The 19,934-nt window shown below is 72.0% G+C and carries 21 protein-coding genes and 5 tRNA genes; 17 read left to right on the top strand and 9 right to left on the bottom strand.

Annotated features, from left to right (window positions below; translation table 11 throughout):
• Positions 1–211: 211 nt before the first annotated feature.
• The 4 genes from ACFW6A_RS16700 to ACFW6A_RS16685 all read right to left on the bottom strand — a co-directional run bounded on the left by ACFW6A_RS16700 (position 212) and on the right by ACFW6A_RS16685 (position 5,657).
• Positions 212–793, bottom strand: coding sequence for an ATP/GTP-binding protein (locus tag ACFW6A_RS16700; protein WP_346170988.1), 582 nt, complete (start codon positions 791–793; stop codon positions 212–214).
• A complete protein-coding gene (locus tag ACFW6A_RS16695) occupies positions 774–1,184 on the bottom strand; it encodes a DUF742 domain-containing protein (protein WP_030496941.1) in 411 nt (136 codons plus the stop codon). Before ACFW6A_RS16695 ends, ACFW6A_RS16700 begins: the two co-directional genes overlap by 20 nt.
• Before the next feature lie 156 nt (positions 1,185–1,340).
• Positions 1,341–1,754, bottom strand: a complete 414-nt coding sequence (locus ACFW6A_RS16690) for a roadblock/LC7 domain-containing protein (RefSeq protein WP_030496942.1) — start codon at positions 1,752–1,754, stop codon at positions 1,341–1,343.
• 9 nt (positions 1,755–1,763) lie between these two features.
• Positions 1,764–5,657 carry a nitrate- and nitrite sensing domain-containing protein gene (locus tag ACFW6A_RS16685; protein WP_386641184.1) on the bottom strand — a complete coding sequence of 1,298 codons (3,894 nt, stop codon included), beginning with the start codon at positions 5,655–5,657 and terminating at the stop codon, positions 1,764–1,766.
• 571 nt (positions 5,658–6,228) lie between these two features.
• On the opposite strand from ACFW6A_RS16685, the gene ACFW6A_RS16680 reads away from it, so the two are divergent.
• The 10 genes from ACFW6A_RS16680 (at position 6,229) to ACFW6A_RS16635 (ending at position 10,866) form a co-directional block, all read left to right on the top strand.
• Positions 6,229–6,426 (top strand): hypothetical protein, encoded by a 198-nt coding sequence (locus tag ACFW6A_RS16680; protein WP_351843454.1) that lies wholly within the window; start codon positions 6,229–6,231, stop codon positions 6,424–6,426.
• A 112-nt stretch (positions 6,427–6,538) separates the two neighbouring features.
• Entirely contained in the window at positions 6,539–7,324 is a 786-nt protein-coding gene (locus ACFW6A_RS16675; protein ID WP_351843453.1) for a fumarylacetoacetate hydrolase family protein, read from the top strand.
• Positions 7,317–8,789 carry a glutamate--tRNA ligase gene (gene gltX, locus ACFW6A_RS16670; RefSeq protein WP_351843452.1) on the top strand — a complete coding sequence of 491 codons (1,473 nt, stop codon included), beginning with the start codon at positions 7,317–7,319 and terminating at the stop codon, positions 8,787–8,789. The genes ACFW6A_RS16675 and gltX overlap by 8 nt, the downstream gene beginning before the upstream one ends.
• 44 nt (positions 8,790–8,833) lie before the next feature.
• On the top strand, positions 8,834–9,475 hold the full coding sequence (locus ACFW6A_RS16665) for a DUF4241 domain-containing protein (RefSeq protein WP_351843450.1): 642 nt from the start codon (positions 8,834–8,836) through the stop codon (positions 9,473–9,475).
• 42 nt (positions 9,476–9,517) lie between these two features.
• Positions 9,518–10,243 carry an HAD family hydrolase gene (locus ACFW6A_RS16660; RefSeq protein ID WP_351843448.1) on the top strand — a complete coding sequence of 242 codons (726 nt, stop codon included), beginning with the start codon at positions 9,518–9,520 and terminating at the stop codon, positions 10,241–10,243.
• A gap of 92 nt (positions 10,244–10,335) precedes the next feature.
• A tRNA-Gln gene (locus tag ACFW6A_RS16655) sits at positions 10,336–10,407 on the top strand.
• Between the two features lie 41 nt (positions 10,408–10,448).
• Positions 10,449–10,521 (top strand) — tRNA-Glu (locus ACFW6A_RS16650).
• A 61-nt stretch (positions 10,522–10,582) separates the two neighbouring features.
• A tRNA-Glu gene (locus tag ACFW6A_RS16645) sits at positions 10,583–10,655 on the top strand.
• 22 nt (positions 10,656–10,677) lie between these two features.
• Positions 10,678–10,749 (top strand) — tRNA-Gln (locus ACFW6A_RS16640).
• A gap of 44 nt (positions 10,750–10,793) precedes the next feature.
• A tRNA-Glu gene (locus ACFW6A_RS16635) sits at positions 10,794–10,866 on the top strand.
• A gap of 135 nt (positions 10,867–11,001) precedes the next feature.
• On the opposite strand, the gene ndgR is transcribed toward ACFW6A_RS16635, so the two are convergent.
• Positions 11,002–11,718 carry an IclR family transcriptional regulator NdgR gene (gene ndgR, locus ACFW6A_RS16630; protein WP_017235973.1) on the bottom strand — a complete coding sequence of 239 codons (717 nt, stop codon included), beginning with the start codon at positions 11,716–11,718 and terminating at the stop codon, positions 11,002–11,004.
• Between the two features lie 139 nt (positions 11,719–11,857).
• Between ndgR and leuC the strand changes: the two genes are divergently transcribed.
• The 4 genes from leuC (at position 11,858) to ACFW6A_RS16610 (ending at position 15,068) form a co-directional block, all read left to right on the top strand.
• Positions 11,858–13,282, top strand: coding sequence for a 3-isopropylmalate dehydratase large subunit (gene leuC / locus ACFW6A_RS16625; RefSeq protein ID WP_351843446.1), 1,425 nt, complete (start codon positions 11,858–11,860; stop codon positions 13,280–13,282).
• Between the two features lie 6 nt (positions 13,283–13,288).
• Positions 13,289–13,882: a 3-isopropylmalate dehydratase small subunit gene (leuD, locus tag ACFW6A_RS16620; protein WP_351843444.1), complete on the top strand. Its 594-nt coding sequence runs from the start codon at positions 13,289–13,291 to the stop codon at positions 13,880–13,882.
• Positions 13,883–13,986: 104 nt separating this feature from the next.
• Positions 13,987–14,214 carry a hypothetical protein gene (locus tag ACFW6A_RS16615; protein ID WP_150231977.1) on the top strand — a complete coding sequence of 76 codons (228 nt, stop codon included), beginning with the start codon at positions 13,987–13,989 and terminating at the stop codon, positions 14,212–14,214.
• A 143-nt stretch (positions 14,215–14,357) separates the two neighbouring features.
• Positions 14,358–15,068 (top strand): HU family DNA-binding protein, encoded by a 711-nt coding sequence (locus tag ACFW6A_RS16610; RefSeq protein ID WP_351843442.1) that lies wholly within the window; start codon positions 14,358–14,360, stop codon positions 15,066–15,068.
• Positions 15,069–15,154: 86 nt separating this feature from the next.
• On the opposite strand, the gene ACFW6A_RS16605 is transcribed toward ACFW6A_RS16610, so the two are convergent.
• Both ACFW6A_RS16605 and cofC read right to left on the bottom strand, forming a co-directional pair.
• The gene (locus ACFW6A_RS16605; protein ID WP_351843440.1) at positions 15,155–15,364 is read right to left on the bottom strand and encodes a hypothetical protein; all 210 of its coding nucleotides are present in this window, start codon (positions 15,362–15,364) and stop codon (positions 15,155–15,157) included.
• Positions 15,365–15,374: 10 nt separating this feature from the next.
• On the bottom strand, positions 15,375–16,022 hold the full coding sequence (cofC, locus tag ACFW6A_RS16600) for a 2-phospho-L-lactate guanylyltransferase (RefSeq protein ID WP_351843438.1): 648 nt from the start codon (positions 16,020–16,022) through the stop codon (positions 15,375–15,377).
• A 127-nt stretch (positions 16,023–16,149) separates the two neighbouring features.
• On the opposite strand from cofC, the gene ACFW6A_RS16595 reads away from it, so the two are divergent.
• The 3 genes from ACFW6A_RS16595 (at position 16,150) to ACFW6A_RS16585 (ending at position 19,137) form a co-directional block, all read left to right on the top strand.
• A complete protein-coding gene (locus ACFW6A_RS16595; protein WP_351843436.1) occupies positions 16,150–16,902 on the top strand; it encodes a lysophospholipid acyltransferase family protein in 753 nt (250 codons plus the stop codon).
• Positions 16,899–17,900 carry an NAD(P)H-dependent glycerol-3-phosphate dehydrogenase gene (locus tag ACFW6A_RS16590; protein ID WP_351843434.1) on the top strand — a complete coding sequence of 334 codons (1,002 nt, stop codon included), beginning with the start codon at positions 16,899–16,901 and terminating at the stop codon, positions 17,898–17,900. Before ACFW6A_RS16595 ends, ACFW6A_RS16590 begins: the two co-directional genes overlap by 4 nt.
• A 97-nt stretch (positions 17,901–17,997) precedes the next feature.
• Positions 17,998–19,137, top strand: a complete 1,140-nt coding sequence (locus ACFW6A_RS16585; protein ID WP_351843432.1) for a D-alanine--D-alanine ligase family protein — start codon at positions 17,998–18,000, stop codon at positions 19,135–19,137.
• 43 nt (positions 19,138–19,180) lie between these two features.
• Here the strand turns inward: ACFW6A_RS16585 and ACFW6A_RS16580 are convergent, their stop codons facing one another.
• Entirely contained in the window at positions 19,181–19,669 is a 489-nt protein-coding gene (locus ACFW6A_RS16580) for a DUF3515 domain-containing protein (protein WP_351843430.1), read from the bottom strand.
• A 20-nt stretch (positions 19,670–19,689) separates the two neighbouring features.
• Positions 19,690–19,923: an Lrp/AsnC family transcriptional regulator gene (locus ACFW6A_RS16575; RefSeq protein WP_017947604.1), complete on the bottom strand. Its 234-nt coding sequence runs from the start codon at positions 19,921–19,923 to the stop codon at positions 19,690–19,692.
• Positions 19,924–19,934 lie beyond the last annotated feature (11 nt).

Below are 19,934 nucleotides of genomic sequence, written 5' to 3'. Positions count from 1 at the left end.
CGCCCCGCATAAAACGGGCATAAAGAGCGAGCCCCGCCAAATGGCGGGGCTCATGTGAGCGCAGCGACACTGATCGGATGCGTCGGGTGTCCGAGGCGCCCGAATTCTCTGTCGAAATGTTATGAAGCCCCGGGAGGGCCGTGTCGAAGGCCACAGATCGACCACGGCCGCCCCGGTACGGCGGCGTCGGACAACTGTCCTGGCGGAAAACCTACTTGAGGCGGGCCATGAGGGCGTGCTCGACGAGGGTGATGAGCGCGCTCTTGGCGTCCGCGCGGTGGCGGGCGTCGGTGGTGATGATCGGGGTGTCGGGCCCGATCTGGAGCGCCTCGCGGACCTCGTCCGGGGTGTACGGCTGGGCGCCGTCGAAGCCGTTGAGGGCGATGACGAACGGCAGGCCGCTGTTCTCGAAGTAGTCGACCGCGGGGAAGCAGTCGGCGAGGCGGCGGGTGTCGACGAGGACGACGGCGCCGATGGCGCCGCGGACCAGGTCGTCCCACATGAACCAGAAGCGGTCCTGGCCGGGGGTGCCGAACAGGTACAGGATCAGGTCCTGGTCCAGCGTGATGCGGCCGAAGTCCATCGCGACCGTGGTGGTGGTCTTGCCACCGGTGTGGGTCAGGTCGTCGATCCCGGCGGAGGCCGCGGTCATCACGGCCTCGGTGCGCAGCGGGTTGATCTCCGAGACGGCGCCGACGAACGTGGTCTTGCCCACGCCGAAGCCACCCGCCACCACGATCTTCGCGCTGGTGGTCGATCTGGCCGCGCCGCCGTTAGAGCTTGCGAAGTCCACTGAGCACCCTTTCGAGCAGTGTCACGTCCGGCGTGCCGCCGGCTTCTCCGTTGCCGGGCTGGTGGATGGCCACCATGCCGGCCTCGGCAAGGTCGGCCACGAGGATCCGGGCGACACCGAGCGGCATCGACAGCAGGGCGGACACCTCGGCCACCGACTTGACCTCGCGGCACAGGTGGCAGATGCGCTGGTGCTCGGGGAGGAGCGTGGCGAGGTGCGCCGGGTCGGCCGTGGTGCTGACCAGCGCCTCGATGGCGAGCTGGTAGCGCGGCCGGGTCCGGCCGCCGGTCATCGCGTACGGACGGACCAGCGGCTGGTCGCCCTCATGACCGTACGGATCGTCCAGGGACGAGCCGCCGTACGGATCGTGAGTGGCGGGGGGCGGGGTCATGAATCCTCCGGGCGTGACAGCAAGACGTCTGCCGTCTGATGGGGCCGGTGGGGGGCCGGATGGGGCGGCCGGACGATGAACGGTGCCGGGGGCGGTACGGAATGGGGGGTGTACCGCCCCGTCGAGGGGGCAGGTGCCGCGGGCAGGTGGGGACCGCTAGTGCAGCAGGCTGCCCTGGAGCTCCGCGCGGAGATCCGGGGTGAGGACGCTGCCGGCCCGGTCGACCAGCAGCGCCATCTCGTAGCCCACGAGGCCGATGTCGCACTCCGGGTGCGCGAGCACGGCGAGCGAGGAGCCGTCCGAGACCGACATGAGGAAGAGGAAGCCGCGCTCCATCTCCACCACGGTCTGTGCCACGGGACCGCCCTCGAAGATCCGGGAGGCGCCCGCGGTCAGCGAGGTGAGCCCGGACGCGACCGCCGCCAGCTGGTCGGCGCGATCGCGGGGGAATCCTTCGGACATGGCCAGCAGCAGGCCGTCGGCGGAGACCACCACCGTGTGGGACACCCCGGGGGTGTTGTCCACGAAGTTGGTGATCAACCAGTTCAGGTTCTGCGCCGCCTGGCTCATCGCGCTCAACTATCGCTCCTGCTGGTGGTTCGGACCGAGGTGGAAGCTACCCGTGGTCGAGTTGCCCGCCTGCCGGCCCTGCTGGATGCCGCGGCGCAGGTTGGTGAGCCGGCCGCGGACGTCGTCGGGTGCACGCGAGACCTGGGGGCCGGCCGAGTGGGCCTGCTCCTGTGCGGTCCCGGGTACGAGGTTGGCCTTCGGCACGCGGCGCGGAAGACCGGAGGTGGTGACCCCGCCGGCGGAGGGCTTGCGCGCCCGCTCGGCCTGGCGCACCAGATCGTCGTTGGGCGAGGGCCGCCAGTTGGCCGGCCGTCCGCCGTCGGGGGCCTGGCCGGGAGCCGGCCGCTGCGGCGCCGGAGCCGGCTGCTGGACGACCGGGGTCTGCATGGTCCGGTCGACCTCGGGAGCCCGCTGCGGCTGCGCCTGCGGGGCCGGGGCCTGGGCCTGCTGCTGACCCTGGTCCTGGTGGAACCAGTTGGTCTCCAGCGTGTCGTACAGCGGGGTGCGCCCGTCGCCCGCGGCCGGGGCCGGCGGCAGTGCCTCCGGACGGCGCGGCCGGCCGAGCTGCGGCTGGCGCGGCTCGGGCGCCTGCGGCGCGGCCTGCTGCGGGAAGCCCTGCTGCGGCGCGTCGAACTCGTTGCCGGTGCGCTGGCGCGGGGCCGGGGGCTGCGGGGCCTGCTGCTGGTGCCGCGGGGCCAGGGGCGCCTGCGGTGCCTGGGGCGCCTGCGGTACGAAGGGCTGGCTGCCGTACGGCGGCTGGGCCTGGTACTGCGGTGCCTGGGGCGCCTGCGGGGCACCGAAGTCCGGCCGCGGGAACTGGCCCGTGGAACCCGGGCCCTGCGGGGCCTGGGGCGCCTCGTAGTCCGGACGCGCGAACTGCGCGGTGGACGCCGGGTCCTGGTACTGGGGCGCCTGCGGGGCCTGGGGCGCCTGCGGCGCACCGAAGTCGGGGCGCGGGAACTGGCCCGTCGAACCCGGGCCCTGCGGGGCGCCGGGCGCGGCGAACGAGCCCGTGGTCTCCGGGTCGTCGTGGCCGCGCGGGGCGTCCAGCGGCGTCATGTCCTGCTGCGGGCGGCGCACCGGCTGCTGGGCCGGGTCGCTGCCCCAGCTCGCGGCCTGCGGGCGCTGCGGCTGGGGGTTGCCGCCGGGCAGTTCGGCGCGCGGGAAGCCGTTCGGCGCGCCCAGCGGGTCCTGCTGCTGCGGGGCCTGCGGGGCCTGCTGGTTCTGCGGGCTGCCGCCCCACACGTCCGTACGGGACGGGATGGCGCTGGCGGCGCCGCCGATGAGACCGGCGCCGGGGCCGGGCTGCGGGGGCTGGGGGAGCTGCGGCAGCTGACCGGTCTGCTCCAGCTGGGCGTTGGCCGGCTGGGGCTGCTGCGGCCGCTGCGGGGCCTGGGGAGCGCCGTCCCGGGCGGGCAGCGCGGTGCGCGGGCCGCCCGCGGCGCCGACCTGGGGACGCGCGGCGCCCGGTCCGGCACCGAGCCGGCCGGCCGCGGCCGCGGGACCGCCGAGGCCCGGACGTCCGGCGCCGGGACCACCGGCGCCCGGGGCACCGGGACCGCCGGCCGCGCCGGGACCGCCGGGCAGCCGGCCGCCGGGGGCGTTGCCGCCCTGCGGGGCCGCGCCCTGGGAGCCGGGGCCGGCCTTCGGGGCCGGCTTGCGGCCGCCCTGGGCGACGTCGACCGGGAGCATGACGAGCGCGGTGGTGCCGCCCGAGTCGGACGGGCGCAGCTGGATGCGGATGCCGTGTCGCAGGGACAGGCGGCCGACCACGAAGAGGCCCATGCGGCGGGAGACGGAGACGTCCACGGTGGGCGGCGAGGCGAGCCGCTCGTTGATCGCCGCCAGGTCCTCGGGGGAGAGGCCGATGCCGGTGTCGTGGATCTCGACCAGCACGCGGCCGTCGGGCAGCGCGTGACCGGTGACCCGGACCTTGGTCTGCGGGGAGGAGAACGAGGTGGCGTTCTCCAGCAGCTCGGCGAGGAGGTGCACGAGGTCGTTGACGACCCGGCCGGCGACGTCGGTCGCCGGGACCGCGGCCAGCTCGATGCGCTCGTACTGCTCCACCTCGGAGGCGGCGGCGCGCAGGACGTCGACCAGCGGGACCGGGCGGGTCCAGCGGCGGCCCGGCTCCTCGCCGGCGAGGACGAGGAGGTTCTCGCCGTTCCGGCGCATGCGGGTCGCGAGGTGGTCGAGCTTGAAGAGCGAGGAGAGCTGGTCCGGGTCGGCCTCGCGGGACTCCAGCTCGGAGATGAGCGAGAGCTGGCGCTGGATGAGGCCCTGGGAACGGCGCGAGAGGTTGGTGAACATCGCGTTGACGTTGCCCCGGAGGAGGGCCTGCTCGGCGGCGAGGCGGACGGCCTCGCGGTGCACGTCGTCGAAGGCCGCGGCCACCTGGCCGATCTCGTCCCGGGAGTGCACGCCGACGGACTCGACGGAGGTGTCGACGTCCTGCGGGTCGGACTCGGAGAGCTGCTTGACCAGCTCGGGCAGGCGTTCCTGGGCGACCTTGGTCGCGGTGTCCTGGAGGCGGCGCAGCGAGCGGATCATGGACCGGGCCACGACGAAGGCGCCGACGAGCGAGACGCCGAGGACGAGCAGGATCAGCGCACCGTTGATGATGGCCTCGCGCTGCGACTCCTGCCGCAGCTCACGGGCCATCGTCTCCATCTCGCCGAGGAGCTGGTTCTCGATGCGGCTCATGGCCGCGATCTTGGTCTCGTACTCGTCGGTGAAGTTCAGGTAGCCGCGCCTCGGGCCGCCCGGCATGGTCTCGTCGGCCTTGAGCACGCGCTCGGCGTACTTCTCGGCGTCGACGATGGTCGGGTTGCCGGAGTGCAGCGAGTCGGTGAGGTCGGTGGCGTCGCCGCCGGTCGCCTCGTAGATCGCCGTGAAGGACTTGAAGGCGTTGCTCTCGCCGTTGAGCGCGGCCTCGCCGTAGAGGCGGTCGCCGGGCTGGATCCGGCCGGCGGTCTTGTCGCTGGCCGGCAGGGCGCCCGCGATGATCGCCTGCTGGATGGAGGCGTACTCCTTGGCGGACGAGAACGCGGCGAGCGCGCGGGTCCGCTTGATCATGTCCGGGTTGCTGGTCGCCTGGGCCATGTCCTGGGACAGGCTGAGCAGCGAGCGGATGAGACGGCTGTACGCCTCGACCGTCACCGAGTGCGAGACGCCCTTCTTGTAGGCGCTCGTCCGGATGTTGTGGAGGTCGATGACCTGCGACGCGATCGTGTTGACGTTGGAGCGGATGCTCCGCAGGGCCTCGTCGTCCTGGCCGTTCGGGATGGCCCGGGTGGCGTCGAGGAAGGCGTCGTACTGGCGGTCCGTGCGGCGGCGCGGGTTGGCGACCTGGTAGTCGCTGACCGGGCGGCCGTTGGCGAGCGGACCGGCGGAGAGGTCGCGCTCGGCCTGGAGGGCCTGCGCGAGCGCGGTCGCCTCACGGGTCAGCTTGGTGAGCAGCTGCATGTGGTCGAGCTGCTGCATGTCCTGGAGCGACTCGCTGATGCGGATGCCGCCGAGGCTGGTGGCCGCGACCACGGGGAGGGTCAGCAGCGCCACCAGGCGGGTGGAGATGCGCCAGTTGCGGAGCGCTATTCGGGAGCCGGTGGAGTTCTCGGGCGCCGAGGGCGCGGTGCCCTTCTCGCCCTGCGGCGCGCCGGTCTGCTCGCCGGGCGCGCCGGAGCGGCGCGCGGAGCCCTCGCCGGACTCGCCGTTGGGCCGCGCGGCCTTGCCCTTGCCCTGGATCCTGCCCTGGCCGCCCGGACCGGGCGCCTGCTGGGTGGGGTGCGGGGCCGCGGGACCGCGGTCGGTCCCGGCACGCGGTTCCTGCTCCGACGGAGCCTCCGCACGGCCCTTGCGGGCCTGGGCAGAGCCCGCGCCATCCCTCTTGAAACGTCCCTGCACTAGCGTCGCAACCTCTGGACCAGGCGTCCTTCCGGGTGGAACCGGAGCGGACGGTGTCGGCGTCGTCGGGACGCGTCGGTGCGCCCCAGGTGGTCGTCGGTGACCGGCGCAGATCCCCCTTCCCCGCCACTCGGCCGGCGCTGCGTTGCGCCCCCTGCGTGCCGGCTTCGAACCCGCGGCGGTGCGTGGAATTCCAGCACAGTGCCGGAACTCCAACAAGGGCTGCGGTCTGTACCGCAGGGGGGATGACCACGTGTGCGCGCAAGGTCACGGGGCGTAGAAGATGATCGCGGAGGTTTCGGACTTTTCCCCTCCAACGGCCCGCCGTCCCCGAGTGTCCCAGTAGCGATGATCAGGAGCGGAATGACGGGTTCAGTGGCGGAATGTCCCTTTCCGCGACTTGACATGCCTGTCCGTAATGACCGGAAAATCCACCCAGTGGTGAGCAAACTCACACGCGAATGGATGTCTTAGCCATGCATTCGAAGGGAACGCCTTGATTTAGCCTGACGCTTTACACCATTCTCGCGCCCGCACGGGCGCCCGTCCCGGAACAAGGTCTGCCAGCGCGATGACTGCACCCACGCCCGCCACCACGGCCAACCCGCGCCGTTCCACCCTCGCCCACCTCTCGGACGCCGCCGGCCTCGGCCGCGGCGCCACCCCCGAGTACGCGGCGGAGCTCCCCGGCACCACGGCCAACCCGCGCCGCACCGTCCTCATGCAGCCCCCCGCGCCCCACGTGCCGGCCTACCTCGCCGAGGCCTGACCGCGGCTTCCGCACGCCCGGCACCGGCGATATCCGCCGGTCGGCCGCCCCGCGCCGCGTTAGCCTGGAGCGTCAGACTCCAGCCAGTACCAAGTGAGGGGCGACAGCACTCGTGCGCATCGCCAGATTCTCCATCGACGGCAATGTCGCCTTCGGCGCGGTCGAGGGCGAGGGGACCGTCGAGTCCGGCGGCCTCGTCCTCGACATCATCAAGGGCATCCCGTACACCGACTTCGAGCTCAGCGGCACCAAGGTCCCGCTGAGCAAGGTACGGCTCCTGCCGCCGGTGCTCCCCAACAAGGTCGTGGGCATCGGCCGCAACTACGCGGAGCACGCCAGGGAGCTCGGCAACGAGGTCCCGGAGGTCCCGGTCGCCTTCTTCAAGCCGACCACCTCCGTCATCGGCCCCGGCGACGCCATCGAGTACCCCTCCTTCTCCAGCGAGCTGCACCACGAGGCCGAACTGGCCGTGGTGATCGGCCGCATGTGCCGCGAGGTGCCCCGGGAGCGCGTCAAGGACGTGATCTTCGGCTACACCTGCGCCAACGACGTGACCGCCCGCGACGTCCAGAAGCGCGAGGTCCAGTGGGCCCGCGCCAAGGGATTCGACACGAGCTGCCCGCTGGGCCCCTGGGTGGAGACCGACCTCGACCCGAGCGACCTCGCCGTCCAGGCCACGGTCAACGGCGAACAACGCCAGCTCGGTCGGACGAGCGACATGATCCGCTCCATCGAGGACCTGGTCGTCCACCTCTCCGAGGCCATGACGCTGCTCCCCGGCGACGTCATCCTCACCGGCACTCCCGCCGGGGTCGGCCCCCTCACCGTCGGCGACGAGGTCGCCGTCACCATCGAAGGCATCGGCACTCTCACCAACAGGGTGATCAAGCGTGGCTAACGCGATCCGCGTCCGTTTCTGTCCGTCCCCGACCGGCAACCCCCACGTGGGCCTGGTCCGCACCGCCCTCTTCAACTGGGCCTTCGCCCGGCACAACCAGGGCACCATGGTCTTCCGCATCGAGGACACCGACGCGGCCCGCGACTCCGAGGAGTCGTACGAGCAGCTGCTCGACTCCCTCAAGTGGCTCGGCCTCGACTGGGACGAGGGCCCCGAGGTCGGCGGCCCGCACGCCCCGTACCGCCAGTCGCAGCGGATGGACATCTACAAGGACGTCGCCGAGAAGCTGCTCGCCGGCGGGTACGCGTACCGCTGCTACTGCACCACCACCGAGCTCGACGACCGCCGCGAGGCCGCCCGCGCCGCCGGCAGGCCGTCCGGCTACGACGGCCACTGCCGCGAGCTGTCGGCCGAGCAGGTCGCGCAGTACGAGGCCGAGGGCCGCGAGCCGATCGTCCGCTTCCGGATGCCCGACGAGGCCATCACCTTCGACGACCTGGTCCGCGGCGAGCTCACCTTCACCCCGGAGAACGTGCCGGACTACGGCATCCTCCGGGCCAACGGCGCCCCGCTCTACACCCTGGTCAACCCGGTCGACGACGCCCTGATGGAGATCACCCACGTCCTGCGCGGCGAGGACCTGCTCTCCTCCACCCCCCGCCAGATCGCCCTCTACAAGGCGCTGATCGAGCTGGGCGTCGCCAAGGAGATCCCGGCCTTCGGCCACCTGCCGTACGTGATGGGCGAGGGCAACAAGAAGCTCTCCAAGCGCGACCCGCAGGCCTCCCTCAACCTCTACCGGGAGCGCGGCTTCCTCCCCGAGGGCCTCCTGAACTACCTGTCCCTCCTCGGCTGGTCCTTCTCGGCCGACCAGGACCTCTTCACCATCCCCGAGATGGTGGCGAAGTTCGACATCGCCGACGTCAACGCCAACCCGGCCCGCTTCGACCTCAAGAAGGCCGAGTCCATCAACGCGGACCACATCCGCATGCTGGACGTGAAGGCGTTCACCGAGGCCTGCGAGCCCTGGCTCCGGGCCCCGCACGCCCCCTGGGCGCCCGAGGACTTCGACCGCGCGGCCTGGGAGCGGATCGCCCCGCACGCCCAGACCCGCCTGACCGTCCTCTCCGAGATCACGGCCAACGTGGACTTCCTCTTCCTGCCCGAGCCGGTCTTCGACCAGGCCTCGTGGGACAAGGCCATGAAGGGCGAGCCCGCGGCCCTCCTGGCCACCGCCCGCGAGAAGCTGGAGTCGGCCGACTGGAGCGACCCCGAGTCCCTCAAGAACGCGGTCCTGGCCGCCGGCGAGGCCCACGGCCTCAAGCTCGGCAAGGCCCAGGCCCCCGTCCGCGTCGCCGTCACCGGCCGCACCGTCGGCCTGCCGCTCTTCGAGTCCCTGGAGATCCTGGGCAAGGAGAAGACCCTGGCCCGCGTCGACGCGGCCCTGGCGAAGCTCGCCGCGTAAGCGGACCCGCCCCCGCTGTCGTACCCGCCCCCTAGGGTCGGCACATGTCCGTGACACCGCCCGACTTCGCCCACTGGTTCACCCCCGGAGCCGTCGTCCCCACCGAGGACAAGAGGGACGTCACCTTCGCCGTCCGGGAACTGGGGGAGATCGACCTCCCCACCGGCCGGCTCGTCGCCTGCGACCCGATCGTCCACCTCTGCGACGACGACGAGCGGCCCGAGCCCTTCACCGCCGCGGTCCCGCCCGGCCGCTACCGCGTGCAGATAGCCGAGGCGTCCTTCACGTACCCGTACGACCACACGGTGAACGCCGCCGCCCGCCTGGTGATCCGCGACACCCCGGTGGCCCGCTGGGAGCCCGCCCTGGTCCCGGGCGAGGCGACCCCCGAGGACGACTCCTTCGGCTACGGCGTCGACGCCGGCCTCGGCAGCTTCCTCGACACCGCCGCCCACCACTCCTTCCCGGGCACGGACGACGAGAAGGGCGTCATCTGGGAGGTCCTGGACGCCCCCCGGAGCCCGAACGCCTTCCTCGCCGAGGGTGAGAACGGCCACACCATCGCCGTCTTCGTCTCCGGCTGGGGCGACGGCCTGTACGCGACCTGGGTCGGCCGCGACGCCGACGGCGAGGTCGCCTGCTTCGTCACCGACCTCCGCCCCTTCCGCTTCGCCCGGCTCCGCTGAAACCGCTCCCGCCCGGCCCGGCACCGGCGTACCGTCGGTCCCATGACCATCCGCGCCGTCCTCTGGGACGTGGACGACACGCTCTTCGACTACGCGCGGGCCGACCGCACGGGCATGCGCGCCCACCTCGCCGCCGAGGGCCTGACCGGACTGCACGGCTCCGTCGAGGACGCCCTGCGCCGCTGGAAGGAGCTCACCGAGCTGCACTGGCGGCGCTACGAGGAGGAGCCGGCGGGCAGCTGGCAGGACCAGCGCCGCCACCGCGTCCGCGACTTCCTGGACCGCCCGGCCCTGACCGACCCCGAGGCCGACGCCTGGTTCGCGCGCTACGTGACCCACTACGAGGCCGCCTGGGAGCTCTTCCCCGACGCCCTGCCCGTCCTGGACCTGCTCGCCGCCGACTACCGGCAGGCCGTCCTGTCGAACTCCAGCGTCCACGCCCAGGAGCCCAAGCTGCGCGCCCTCGGCGTCCGCGACCGCTTCGAGGCCGTCCTGTGCGCCGCCGAGCTGGGCAGCGCCAAGCCGGCCGCCGAGGCCTTCCACGCCGCCTGTACGGCCCTGGACCTGGCCCCGCACGAGGTGGCGTACGTGGGGGACCGCCCCGACGTCGACGCGCTCGGGGCCCAGGAGGCGGGGCTCCACGGCATCTGGCTGGACCGGGCCGGCACCGGCGGACAGCCCGGCCTGCGGCGCATCACCGACCTCCACCAGCTCCCCGCGCTGCTCCTCGGGGATACCCGTTTTGGAGCACCGTCCACCTTCGGGTAATGTTCTTCCTGCGCCGAGGGGAACAAGCCGAAAGGCAAGAACCCGGAAAGCGCAAGCCGAGCAAGATCCCCCTGGTGGGGATGGCGCCCCGGTGGCCTATGGTGTAATTGGCAGCACGACTGATTCTGGTTCAGTTAGTCTTGGTTCGAGTCCAGGTAGGCCAGCTCGCAGAGCTCATCTGCAAACCGTGGATGGCATCCACAAAGCCCCCGTTGTGTAGCGGCCTAGCACGCCGCCCTCTCAAGGCGGTAGCGCCGGTTCGAATCCGGTCGGGGGTACAGATCCTTCCCGCGGGATCACTTGGGTAGCTCCCGGTGAACCCGATGCAGGATCGCTAGGGCCCCCGTTGTGTAGCGGCCTAGCACGCCGCCCTCTCAAGGCGGTAGCGCCGGTTCGAATCCGGTCGGGGGTACGACGCTGGTCTAACCACGTATTGGTCTATGGTGTAATTGGCAGCACGACTGATTCTGGTTCAGTTAGTCTAGGTTCGAGTCCTGGTAGACCAGCTCGGGTCTGCGGCGGTACGAGTGACACGCCCGCATGATCCAAAGCCCCCGTTGTGTAGCGGCCTAGCACGCCGCCCTCTCAAGGCGGTAGCGCCGGTTCGAATCCGGTCGGGGGTACGCGACAGAGAAGCCCTTCCCTTCGGGGGAGGGCTTCTTCGCTGTTCCCGGCGCGGCGCACGCACAACTCCGGCCCACCGCTGCGGCGTTGGAGCGGTGGGCCGGGGGACGTACAGGTGAACAGAGGAAACGGGATCAGCCGTTGCGGCGCAGGGCCTCGCTGAGCCGGGCCGCGGCGTCGATGACCGCCTGGGCGTGCATCCGGCCCGGGTGGCGCGTCAGGCGCTCGATCGGACCCGAGACCGACACGGCGGCCACCACGCGGTTCGAGGGGCCCCTGACGGGCGCGGAGACGGACGCGACGCCCGGCTCGCGCTCCCCGATCGACTGGGCCCAGCCGCGGCGCCGTACGCCCGACAGGGCCGTCGCCGTGAAGCGGGCCCCCTGGAGCCCCCGGTGCAGCCGCTCGGGCTCCTCCCAGGCCATCAGGATCTGCGCCGACGAGCCGGCCTTCATGGTCAGCGTCGAGCCCACCGGGACCGTGTCCCGCAGGCCGGACAGCCGCTCGGCCGCCGCCACGCAGATCCGCATGTCGCCCTGGCGCCGGTAGAGCTGCGCGCTCTCCCCGGTGACGTCGCGCAGGTGCGTCAGCACCGGGCCGGCCGTCGCCAGGAGGCGGTCCTCGCCGGCCGCCGCCGCGAGTTCCGACAGCCGCGGACCGAGAATGAAACGGCCCTGCATGTCGCGGGCGACCATCCGGTGGTGTTCCAATGCCACGGCCAGACGGTGGGCCGTGGGTCGTGCGAGTCCCGTCGCCGCGACCAGTCCTGCGAGGGTGGCCGGACCGGACTCCAGGGCGCTCAGGACAAGGGCTGCCTTGTCGAGAACGCCTACGCCGCTAGAGTTGTCCATGCAACGATATTCGCGTCTCACTCTGTGAAACGCAAGTTCAATTTTCCGAGGAACTTGTCACTCTGGTGAGGCGGCCGCACAACGGACCGCGAAACGGTCTCTAGTGGTGCCGGCGCAGCCGCCGGCCGGAGGGAAAGCGATGGGTAGGACACTCGCGGAGAAGGTCTGGGACGACCACGTCGTCCGGCGCGCCGAGGGCGAGCCCGACCTCCTCTTCATCGATCTTCACCTGCTCCACGAGGTGACCAGCCCCCAGGCCTTCGACGGTCTCCGCCAGAACGGCCGGCAGGTGCGGCGCCTCGACCTCACCATCGCCACCGAGGACCACAACACCCCCACCCTCGACATCGACAAGCCGATCGCCGACCCGGTTTCCCGCGCCCAGCTGGAGACCCTGCGCAAGAACTGCGCCGAGTTCGGCGTGCGGCTCCACCCGCTCGGCGACGTCGAGCAGGGCGTCGTCCACGTGGTGGGCCCGCAGCTGGGCCTGACCCAGCCCGGCATGACCGTGGTCTGCGGCGACTCCCACACCTCCACCCACGGCGCCTTCGGCGGCCTGGCGTTCGGCATCGGCACCAGCCAGGTCGAGCACGTCCTGGCCACCCAGACGCTGCCCATGGCCCGCCCGAAGACCATGGCGATCACCGTCAACGGCGAGCTGCCCGCCGACGTCACCGCCAAGGACCTGATCCTCGCCGTCATCGCGAAGATCGGCACCGGCGGCGGCCAGGGCTACGTCCTGGAGTACCGGGGCTCCGCCATCGAGAAACTCTCGATGGAGGGCCGCATGACCATCTGCAACATGTCCATCGAGGCCGGCGCCCGCGCGGGCATGATCGCCCCCGACGAGACCACCTTCGCCTACCTCAAGGGCCGTCCGCACGCCCCCGAGGGCGAGGACTGGGACGCCGCCGTCGCCTACTGGAAGACCCTGAGGACCGACGAGGACGCCGTCTTCGACGCCGAGGTCGTCATCGAGGCCGCCGAGCTGGCGCCGTTCGTCACCTGGGGCACCAACCCCGGCCAGGGCGCCCCGCTTTCGGCGAACGTCCCCGACCCGGCCTCGTACGAGGACCCCTCGGAGCGCCTCGCCGCCGAAAAGGCCCTGGAGTACATGGGGTTGACCGCCGGACAGCCGCTGCGCGACATCAGGGTCGACACCGTCTTCGTGGGCTCCTGCACCAACGGCCGCATCGAGGACCTGCGCAACGCCGCCTCCCTCCTGGAGGGCCGCAAGGTCGCCGACGGCGTCCGCATGCTGGTCGTCCCCGGCTCCGTCCGGGTCGCCCTGCAGGCCGTCGAGGAGGGCCTGGACAAGGTCTTCAAGGCCGCCGGCGCCGAATGGCGGCACGCGGGCTGCTCCATGTGCCTGGGCATGAACCCCGACCAGCTGGCCCCCGGCGAGCGCTCGGCGTCCACCTCCAACCGCAACTTCGAGGGCCGGCAGGGCAAGGGCGGCCGCACCCACCTGGTCTCCCCCCAGGTGGCCGCCGCCACCGCCGTGCTGGGCCATCTGGCCTCCCCGGCCGACCTGTCCGACGCCGTCACCACCGCGGGGGTCTGAGGAACCATGGAAGCTTTCACCACGCACACCGGCCGCGCCGTCCCGCTGCGCCGCAGCAACGTCGACACCGACCAGATCATCCCGGCGCACTGGCTCAAGAAGGTCACCCGCGACGGGTTCGAGGACGGCCTCTTCGAGGCCTGGCGCAAGGACTCCGAGTTCGTCCTCAACCGCCCCGAGCGGCAGGGCGCCACGGTCCTGGTGGCCGGCCCCGACTTCGGCACCGGCTCCTCCCGCGAGCACGCCGTCTGGGCGCTCCAGAACTACGGCTTCAAGACCGTCATCTCGGCCCGCTTCGCCGACATCTTCCGCGGCAACTCGCTGAAGAACGGTCTGCTGACCGTCGTCCTGCCCCAGGCGACCGTCGACGCCCTCTGGGAGCTGACCGAGGCCGACCCGACCGCCGAGATCACCGTCGACCTGGAGGCCCGCAAGGTCCTGGCGGCCGGGATCGACGCCGACTTCGAGCTCGACGAGAACGCCCGCTGGCGGCTCCTGAACGGTCTCGACGACATCAGCCTCACCCTTCAGAACGAAGCCGACATCGCGGCCTACGAGGCGGCAAGGCCGTCCTTCAAGCCCCGTACAATTACGGCCTGAGCAGCGCTTTTCCACGACTGCGCCCCCCACCCTCCGGTGGGGGGCGCAGTCGCTTGTTGAGACCCTGTCGGGCGACAACTCGCCCTAGATGGCACAATCGGTGCATGGAACGCGACAACCAACTCAAGCTCTACGAGGAAGTCGCCGACCGATTGAAAGAAGCGCACTCCCGGGTGCGCGCACTGCAAGTCCCGGAGGGCGTAAGGATGGCGCTGTCCCGGAAGCTGCTGGTCGTCACGGCCGCGGCGAAGCACGATCTCGCGGACGCGGCGACGCGTCTGGACCGGTTGATGAAGGACCTCGACGAGGGCCGATTCCCTGAAGGCGACTGACACCAGGAACTCCGCAACGGCACTTCCGCGTTGCGGCACAAGGGTGATTAGACCGTTTCGTGTTTGATTTGCGGTATATACATGCCTAACGTGCGAAAACGCTTGAACAGTTTCGTTCCGGCAAAGTCTCCGAAGGGGAAGACGTGAACAAGGCGCAGCTCGTAGAAGCGATTGCCGACAAGTTGGGCGGTCGCCAGCAGGCCGCCGAAGCCGTCGACCACGTGCTCGACGCCATCGTGCGCGCCGTGGTCTCCGGCGACCGGGTCTCGGTCACGGGCTTCGGCTCGTTCGAGAAGGTCGACCGCCCGGCCCGCTACGCCCGCAACCCCCAGACGGGTGAGCGCGTGCGGGTCAAGAAGACCTCCGTTCCGCGCTTCCGCGCGGGTCAGGGCTTCAAGGACCTGGTCAGCGGCTCGAAGAAGCTCCCCAAGGGCGGCGAGGTCTCCGTCAAGAAGGCCCCCAAGGGCAGCCTGACCGGCGCCGCCTCCGCCACCGTCAAGAAGGCCGCCGCCAAGAAGGCCACCACGGCCAAGAAGGCCGCCGCCAAGAAGGCGACCCCGGCGAAGAAGACCACCACCGCCGCCGTCGCGAAGAAGGCGACCCCGGCGAAGAAGACCGCCACCACCGCCGCCGCGAAGAAGACCTCCGCGGCCGCCAAGAAGACGACGACGGCCGCCAAGAAGACCACCACCACCGCCGCCGCCGCGAAGAAGGCGACCCCGGCCGCCACGGCCAAGAAGGCCACGGCGAAGAAGACCGCCCCGGCCAAGAAGGCCACGGCGAAGAAGGCGCCCGCCAAGAAGACCACGGCGCGCAAGACCGCCACGGCCAAGAAGGCCGCCGCCAAGAAGTAGGACGGTCGTCGCACGTCCGCCGGGCCGGGCTCCCACCACGGGAGCCCGGCCCGCGGCGCGTTCCCCCGGCCGGGCGGGGGAGCGGCTCAGAAGGTCTGCAGCGTCACCAGGGTGATCCGCGGGCCCGTGCCCGGCTCGCCCGGCTCGGTCTCGATCCGCACCCGCTGACCCGGACGGAGCAGTCGCAGCCCGCCCGCGTCGAACGCGTCCGCCCCGAACTCCACCGGGGTGCCGTCGTCGAGCAGCACGCTGCCGCTGCGCTGCTCGGGGTCGTACGTGTACGCGGTCGCCTGCATGGGCCGCAGCCTATCCGGCCGCCGCCGGCCGCCGGGCCGACGTCCGCGGGCCGAGGCCCAGGCGGCCCGCCGCCGCCAGGTCCTCGCCGGTGTCCACGTCCCGGCGGACGGAATCCACACCGGCCAGCAGGATTTCCACCGCCCCCGACGACAAATGCCGAAGCCGCGACGGGCCCCCGAATGCCGGTTCCAATTCCACCCCCGGCGCGGCCGAGAGGAATGTCGTACCTATTTCGGCGGCATCCGCGAGAAATGCCCTGGGGAATTGCCGGGCCGCCGCGAGGACCCGCGCCAGTTCCGCCGGGCGCAGCGCCGGCAGATCCGCGTTCAGCGCCGCCACGCGCGCGTGCGGCCGCCGCTCCCGCACCGCCCGGGCCCCGTGCGCCAGTGCCGCGTTGAGCCCCGCCGCCGGGGAGTCCGGCACCACCCGGGCCCCCAGCGCGGCCAGCGCCCGGCCCGCCGCCGGATCGTCCGTGACCACCACCACGCCCCGCACCCCCGGGCACTCCAGGGCCGCCGCCACGGTGTCCTCGGCGAAGGCCAGGGCCAGCCGGGGCCGCAGCAGCTCCCCGGCCGAGGGGCCCAGCCGGCTCTTCGCCAGGGCCAGGGGCTTCAGGGGTACGACCAGGGACCAGCCGTCGTCCGCATCCGTGTTCATCGCCGACCATTCTGTCCCGCCCCGGCGGTACCGCCCCGGCCCCGGGGCGTACGGTGTCCTCGACAGAGCAGGAGCAGGGGGCGACACTTGACCCCCTGCCAGCAAGACCCGGAGAAAGGTGCCCCGAGTGCCCCGCCGCAGAATCGGCTTCTGGTACCGCCTCGCGGCGGTCATCGCCAAACCCCCCCTGGTGGTTCTGTTCAAGCGGGACTGGCGCGGCACGGAGCACATTCCGGCCGAGGGCGGCTTCATCACGGCGGTCAACCACAACTCGTACCTGGACCCGCTCTCCTACGCGCACTACCAGTACAACACCGGCCGCGTGCCCCGCTTCCTGGCCAAGGCCGGCCTCTTCAAGGCCGGATTCGTCGGCACCATGCTCCGCAACACCGGCCAGATCCCCGTCTACCGCGAGACCGCGAACGCCCTGGACGCCTTCCGCGCCGCCGTGGACGCCATCGAGCGGGGCGAGTGCGTCGCCTTCTACCCCGAGGGCACCCTCACCCGCGACCCCGACATGTGGCCCATGCCCGGCAAGACCGGCGCCGCCCGCGTCGCGCTGCTCACCAAGGCGCCGGTCATCCCGGTGGCCCAATGGGGCGCCAACCTCGCGATGCCGCCGTACGCCAAGACCGACAAGTTCCGGCTCTTCCCCCGCAAGACGCTCATCGTGCAGGCCGGCCCGCCGGTCGACCTCTCCCGCTTCGACGGCCTGGAGCCCACCCCCGAGGTGCTGCGCGAGGCCACCGAGACGATCATGGCCGCCATCACCGCCCTCCTGGAGGAGGTCCGCGGCGAGCGGGCCCCCGCCGAGCCGTACGACCCGCGCCGGGCCCGCCAGGCCCAGCGCCGCAAGGCGGCCGAAGGGGGTGCCAAGTGACCAGGGCCGCCGTCTTCGGGAACGGGTCCTGGGGCACCGCCTTCGCCATGGTGATGGCCGACGCCGGCTGCGAGGTGAGCCTCTGGGGCCGCCGTCCCGCGCTCGCCGAGACCATCAACACCACCCGCACCAACCCGGACTACCTGCCCGGCGTCGAACTCCCCCGGGGCGTCACGGCCACCGCCGACGCGGCCGAGGCCGCCGAGGGGGCCGACTTCGCCGTCCTCGCCGTCCCCTCCCAGACGCTGCGCGAGAACCTCGCCGCCTGGGCGCCGAAACTCGGCCCCGACACCGTCTTCGTCTCCCTCATGAAGGGCATCGAACTCGGCACCGCCAAGCGGATGAGCGAGGTCATCACCGAGGTCGCCGGCGTCCCCGCCGAGCGCGTGGCCGTCCTCACCGGCCCCAACCTGGCCCGCGAGATCGCCGCCCGGCAGCCCGCCGCCGCCGTCGCCGCCTGCGTCGACGAGACGGTCGCCCAGCGGCTCCAGGCCGCCTGCATGACCCCGTACTTCCGCCCGTACACCAACACCGACGTCGTCGGCTGCGAACTCGGCGGCGCGGTGAAGAACGTCATCGGCCTCGCCGTCGGCATCGCCAACGGCATGGGCCTCGGCGACAACTCCAAGGCCACCCTCATCACCCGCGGCCTCGCCGAGACCACCCGCCTCGGCCTCGCCATGGGCGCCGACCCGCTCACCTTCTCCGGCCTCGCGGGCCTCGGCGACCTCGTCGCCACCTGCTCCTCGCCGCTCTCCCGGAACAACACCTTCGGCACCAACCTCGGCCGCGGGATGACCCTCCAGGAGGCCGTCGCGGCCACCAGGCAGACGGCGGAGGGCGTCAAGTCCTGCGAGTCGGTGCTCGACCTGGGCCGCCGGCACGGCGTCGACATGCCCATCACCGAGACCGTCGTCTCCATCGTCCACGACGGCAAGCCGCCGACGGTCGCCCTCAAGGAACTGATGTCGCGCAGCGCCAAGCCCGAACGGCGCTGAACCGTCCCGCCCCGGACCGACACCGCTGGTCCGGACGGGCGGGACGCCACGCGGGGCGCTCAGGAGTTCGGACACCGCAAGGTACGCTCAACGCGATATGAGCGAGAACACCCAGAGCCCCCGCAAGCCGCGCGTGGCCGTCGTCTTCGGCGGACGCAGCTCCGAGCACGCCATCTCCGTCGTCACCGCCGGCGCCGTCCTCAGGGCGATCGACCGGACCAAGTACGACGTGCTGCCCATCGGCATCACCCGGGAGGGGCGCTGGGCGCTGACCGCCGACGCCCCCGAGCGGATGGCGATCTCCGAGCGCTCCCTGCCGGACGTCGACCAGCTCGCCGAGTCGGAGACCGGCGGCGTGGTCCTCCCGGTCGACCCGGCGGACCGCGAGGCCGTCCTCCACGAGCCCGGCTCCCTGCCGAAGGCCCTCGGCGAGGTCGACGTCGTCTTCCCCGTGCTCCACGGCCCCTACGGCGAGGACGGCACCCTCCAGGGCCTCCTGGAGCTCTCCGGCATCCCGTACGTCGGCGCGGGCGTCCTCGCCTCCGCCGTCGGCCAGGACAAGGAGTACATGAAGCGGGTCTTCGTCTCCTACGGCCTGCCCGTCGGCCCGTACGAGGTGATCCGGCCCCGCGAGTGGGACCGCAACCCGGCCGAGGCCCGCAAGAAGATCGTCGAGTTCGCCGCCGATCACGGCTGGCCGCTCTTCGTGAAGCCGGCCCGGGGCGGCTCCTCCGTCGGCATCACCAAGGTCGACGACCTCTCCGGCCTCGACGAGGCCGTCGAGGAGGCCCGCCGCCACGACCCGAAGATCATCGTGGAGGCGCTGGTGCGCGGCCGCGAGATCGAGTGCGGCGTCCTGGAGTTCGAGGACGGCCCGCGCGCCAGCGTGCCCGCCGAGATCCCGCCGGTCACCGACCACGACTTCTACGACTTCGAGGCCAAGTACATCGACTCGGCCTCCGGCATCGTGCCCGCGCCGATCGGCGACGAGGCCACCGCCGAGATCCAGCGCCTGGCGGTCGCCGCCTACGACGCCGTCTCCTGCGAGGGCCTGGTCCGCGCCGACTTCTTCCTCACGGAGGACGGCGACTTCGTCATCAACGAGATCAACACCATGCCCGGCTTCACCCCGATCTCCATGTACCCCCGCATGTGGCAGGAGAGCGGCGTGAGCTACCCCGAGCTGGTCGACCGGCTCGTCCAGGCCGCGCTGACCCGCTCCACGGGCCTGCGCTAGCGCCCCCGGGGCCCGGCCGGGGAGACCGGGCCCGCGGCACGGCCTAACGGCACTCGGGCTCCAGGGCGCACGGCACCGCGCGGTCCACCGGAGCGGCCAGGTCGACCAGCGGCGCGATGTCGTGGGCGTACCGCTCGTCCAGGGCGACCTCGACGTACGTCTTCCGGTACACCGAGGTGAAACGGGGCCCGCCGGCCTCCGGCTGCTCCAGCATCCAGCGGACGTTCTCGGCCGAGACGCCCCGCGCCTGGGGATCGCTCATCTTTTCGGGCCGGGGGACCCCGCAGCGCAGTACGATCGCTCCGTCACCCCACCCGGCGGTCAGCTCCGAGTCGGGGGACGGATCGCTCCGCTCCTGCCCCGCCACGGTGTCCGGGAGCTCCTTCGCCAGCGCACGGCAGAGCGCCGCCTCCGCCGCGGGCGGCGTCGGCACCGGTACCGGCGCCCCGGCGCCGGTGGAACAGCCGGTGACGGCCAGCAGCAGGACGGCGACCGAGGCGGGCAGGCCGAGAGGCCGGTGGGAAGAGGTCACCGGCCAAGGGTAGACGGGGGCTACAGATGGACGACCGGGCAGGTCAGGGTGCGCGTGATGCCGTCCACTTGCTGGACCTTCGCGACCACCATGCGGCCGAGCTCGTCGACCGTGTCGGCCTGCGCCCGCACGATCACGTCGTACGGACCGGTCACGTCCTCTGCCTGGATCACCCCCGGGATCTTGGAGATGGTGTCGGCGACGGTCGACGCCTTGCCCACCTCGGTCTGAATCAGGATGTACGCCTGTACCACGGAACCTCCAG

It is taken from the genome of Streptomyces sp. NPDC058758 (assembly GCF_042746075.1).
Classification (GTDB): domain Bacteria; phylum Actinomycetota; class Actinomycetes; order Streptomycetales; family Streptomycetaceae; genus Streptomyces.
Note: the sequence above shows the minus strand (reverse complement) of the source record. Positions and strands in the feature narration are given on the sequence as shown.

What these genes read in the sequence shown, in the direction of transcription:
- ndgR (WP_017235973.1), bottom strand. Translation starts at nt 11,718, where the DNA reads ATGGACAACTCTAGCGGCGTAGGCGTTCTCGACAAGGCAGCCCTTGTC.
- ACFW6A_RS16660 (WP_351843448.1), top strand. Translation starts at nt 9,518, where the DNA reads ATGACCATCCGCGCCGTCCTCTGGGACGTGGACGACACGCTCTTCGAC.
- ACFW6A_RS16695 (WP_030496941.1), bottom strand. Translation starts at nt 1,184, where the DNA reads ATGACCCCGCCCCCCGCCACTCACGATCCGTACGGCGGCTCGTCCCTG.
- ACFW6A_RS16680 (WP_351843454.1), top strand. Translation starts at nt 6,229, where the DNA reads ATGACTGCACCCACGCCCGCCACCACGGCCAACCCGCGCCGTTCCACC.
- ACFW6A_RS16585 (WP_351843432.1), top strand. Translation starts at nt 17,998, where the DNA reads ATGAGCGAGAACACCCAGAGCCCCCGCAAGCCGCGCGTGGCCGTCGTC.
- leuD (WP_351843444.1), top strand. Translation starts at nt 13,289, where the DNA reads ATGGAAGCTTTCACCACGCACACCGGCCGCGCCGTCCCGCTGCGCCGC.
- leuC (WP_351843446.1), top strand. Translation starts at nt 11,858, where the DNA reads ATGGGTAGGACACTCGCGGAGAAGGTCTGGGACGACCACGTCGTCCGG.
- cofC (WP_351843438.1), bottom strand. Translation starts at nt 16,022, where the DNA reads ATGAACACGGATGCGGACGACGGCTGGTCCCTGGTCGTACCCCTGAAG.
- ACFW6A_RS16615 (WP_150231977.1), top strand. Translation starts at nt 13,987, where the DNA reads ATGGAACGCGACAACCAACTCAAGCTCTACGAGGAAGTCGCCGACCGA.
- ACFW6A_RS16665 (WP_351843450.1), top strand. Translation starts at nt 8,834, where the DNA reads ATGTCCGTGACACCGCCCGACTTCGCCCACTGGTTCACCCCCGGAGCC.
- ACFW6A_RS16605 (WP_351843440.1), bottom strand. Translation starts at nt 15,364, where the DNA reads ATGCAGGCGACCGCGTACACGTACGACCCCGAGCAGCGCAGCGGCAGC.
- ACFW6A_RS16690 (WP_030496942.1), bottom strand. Translation starts at nt 1,754, where the DNA reads ATGAGCCAGGCGGCGCAGAACCTGAACTGGTTGATCACCAACTTCGTG.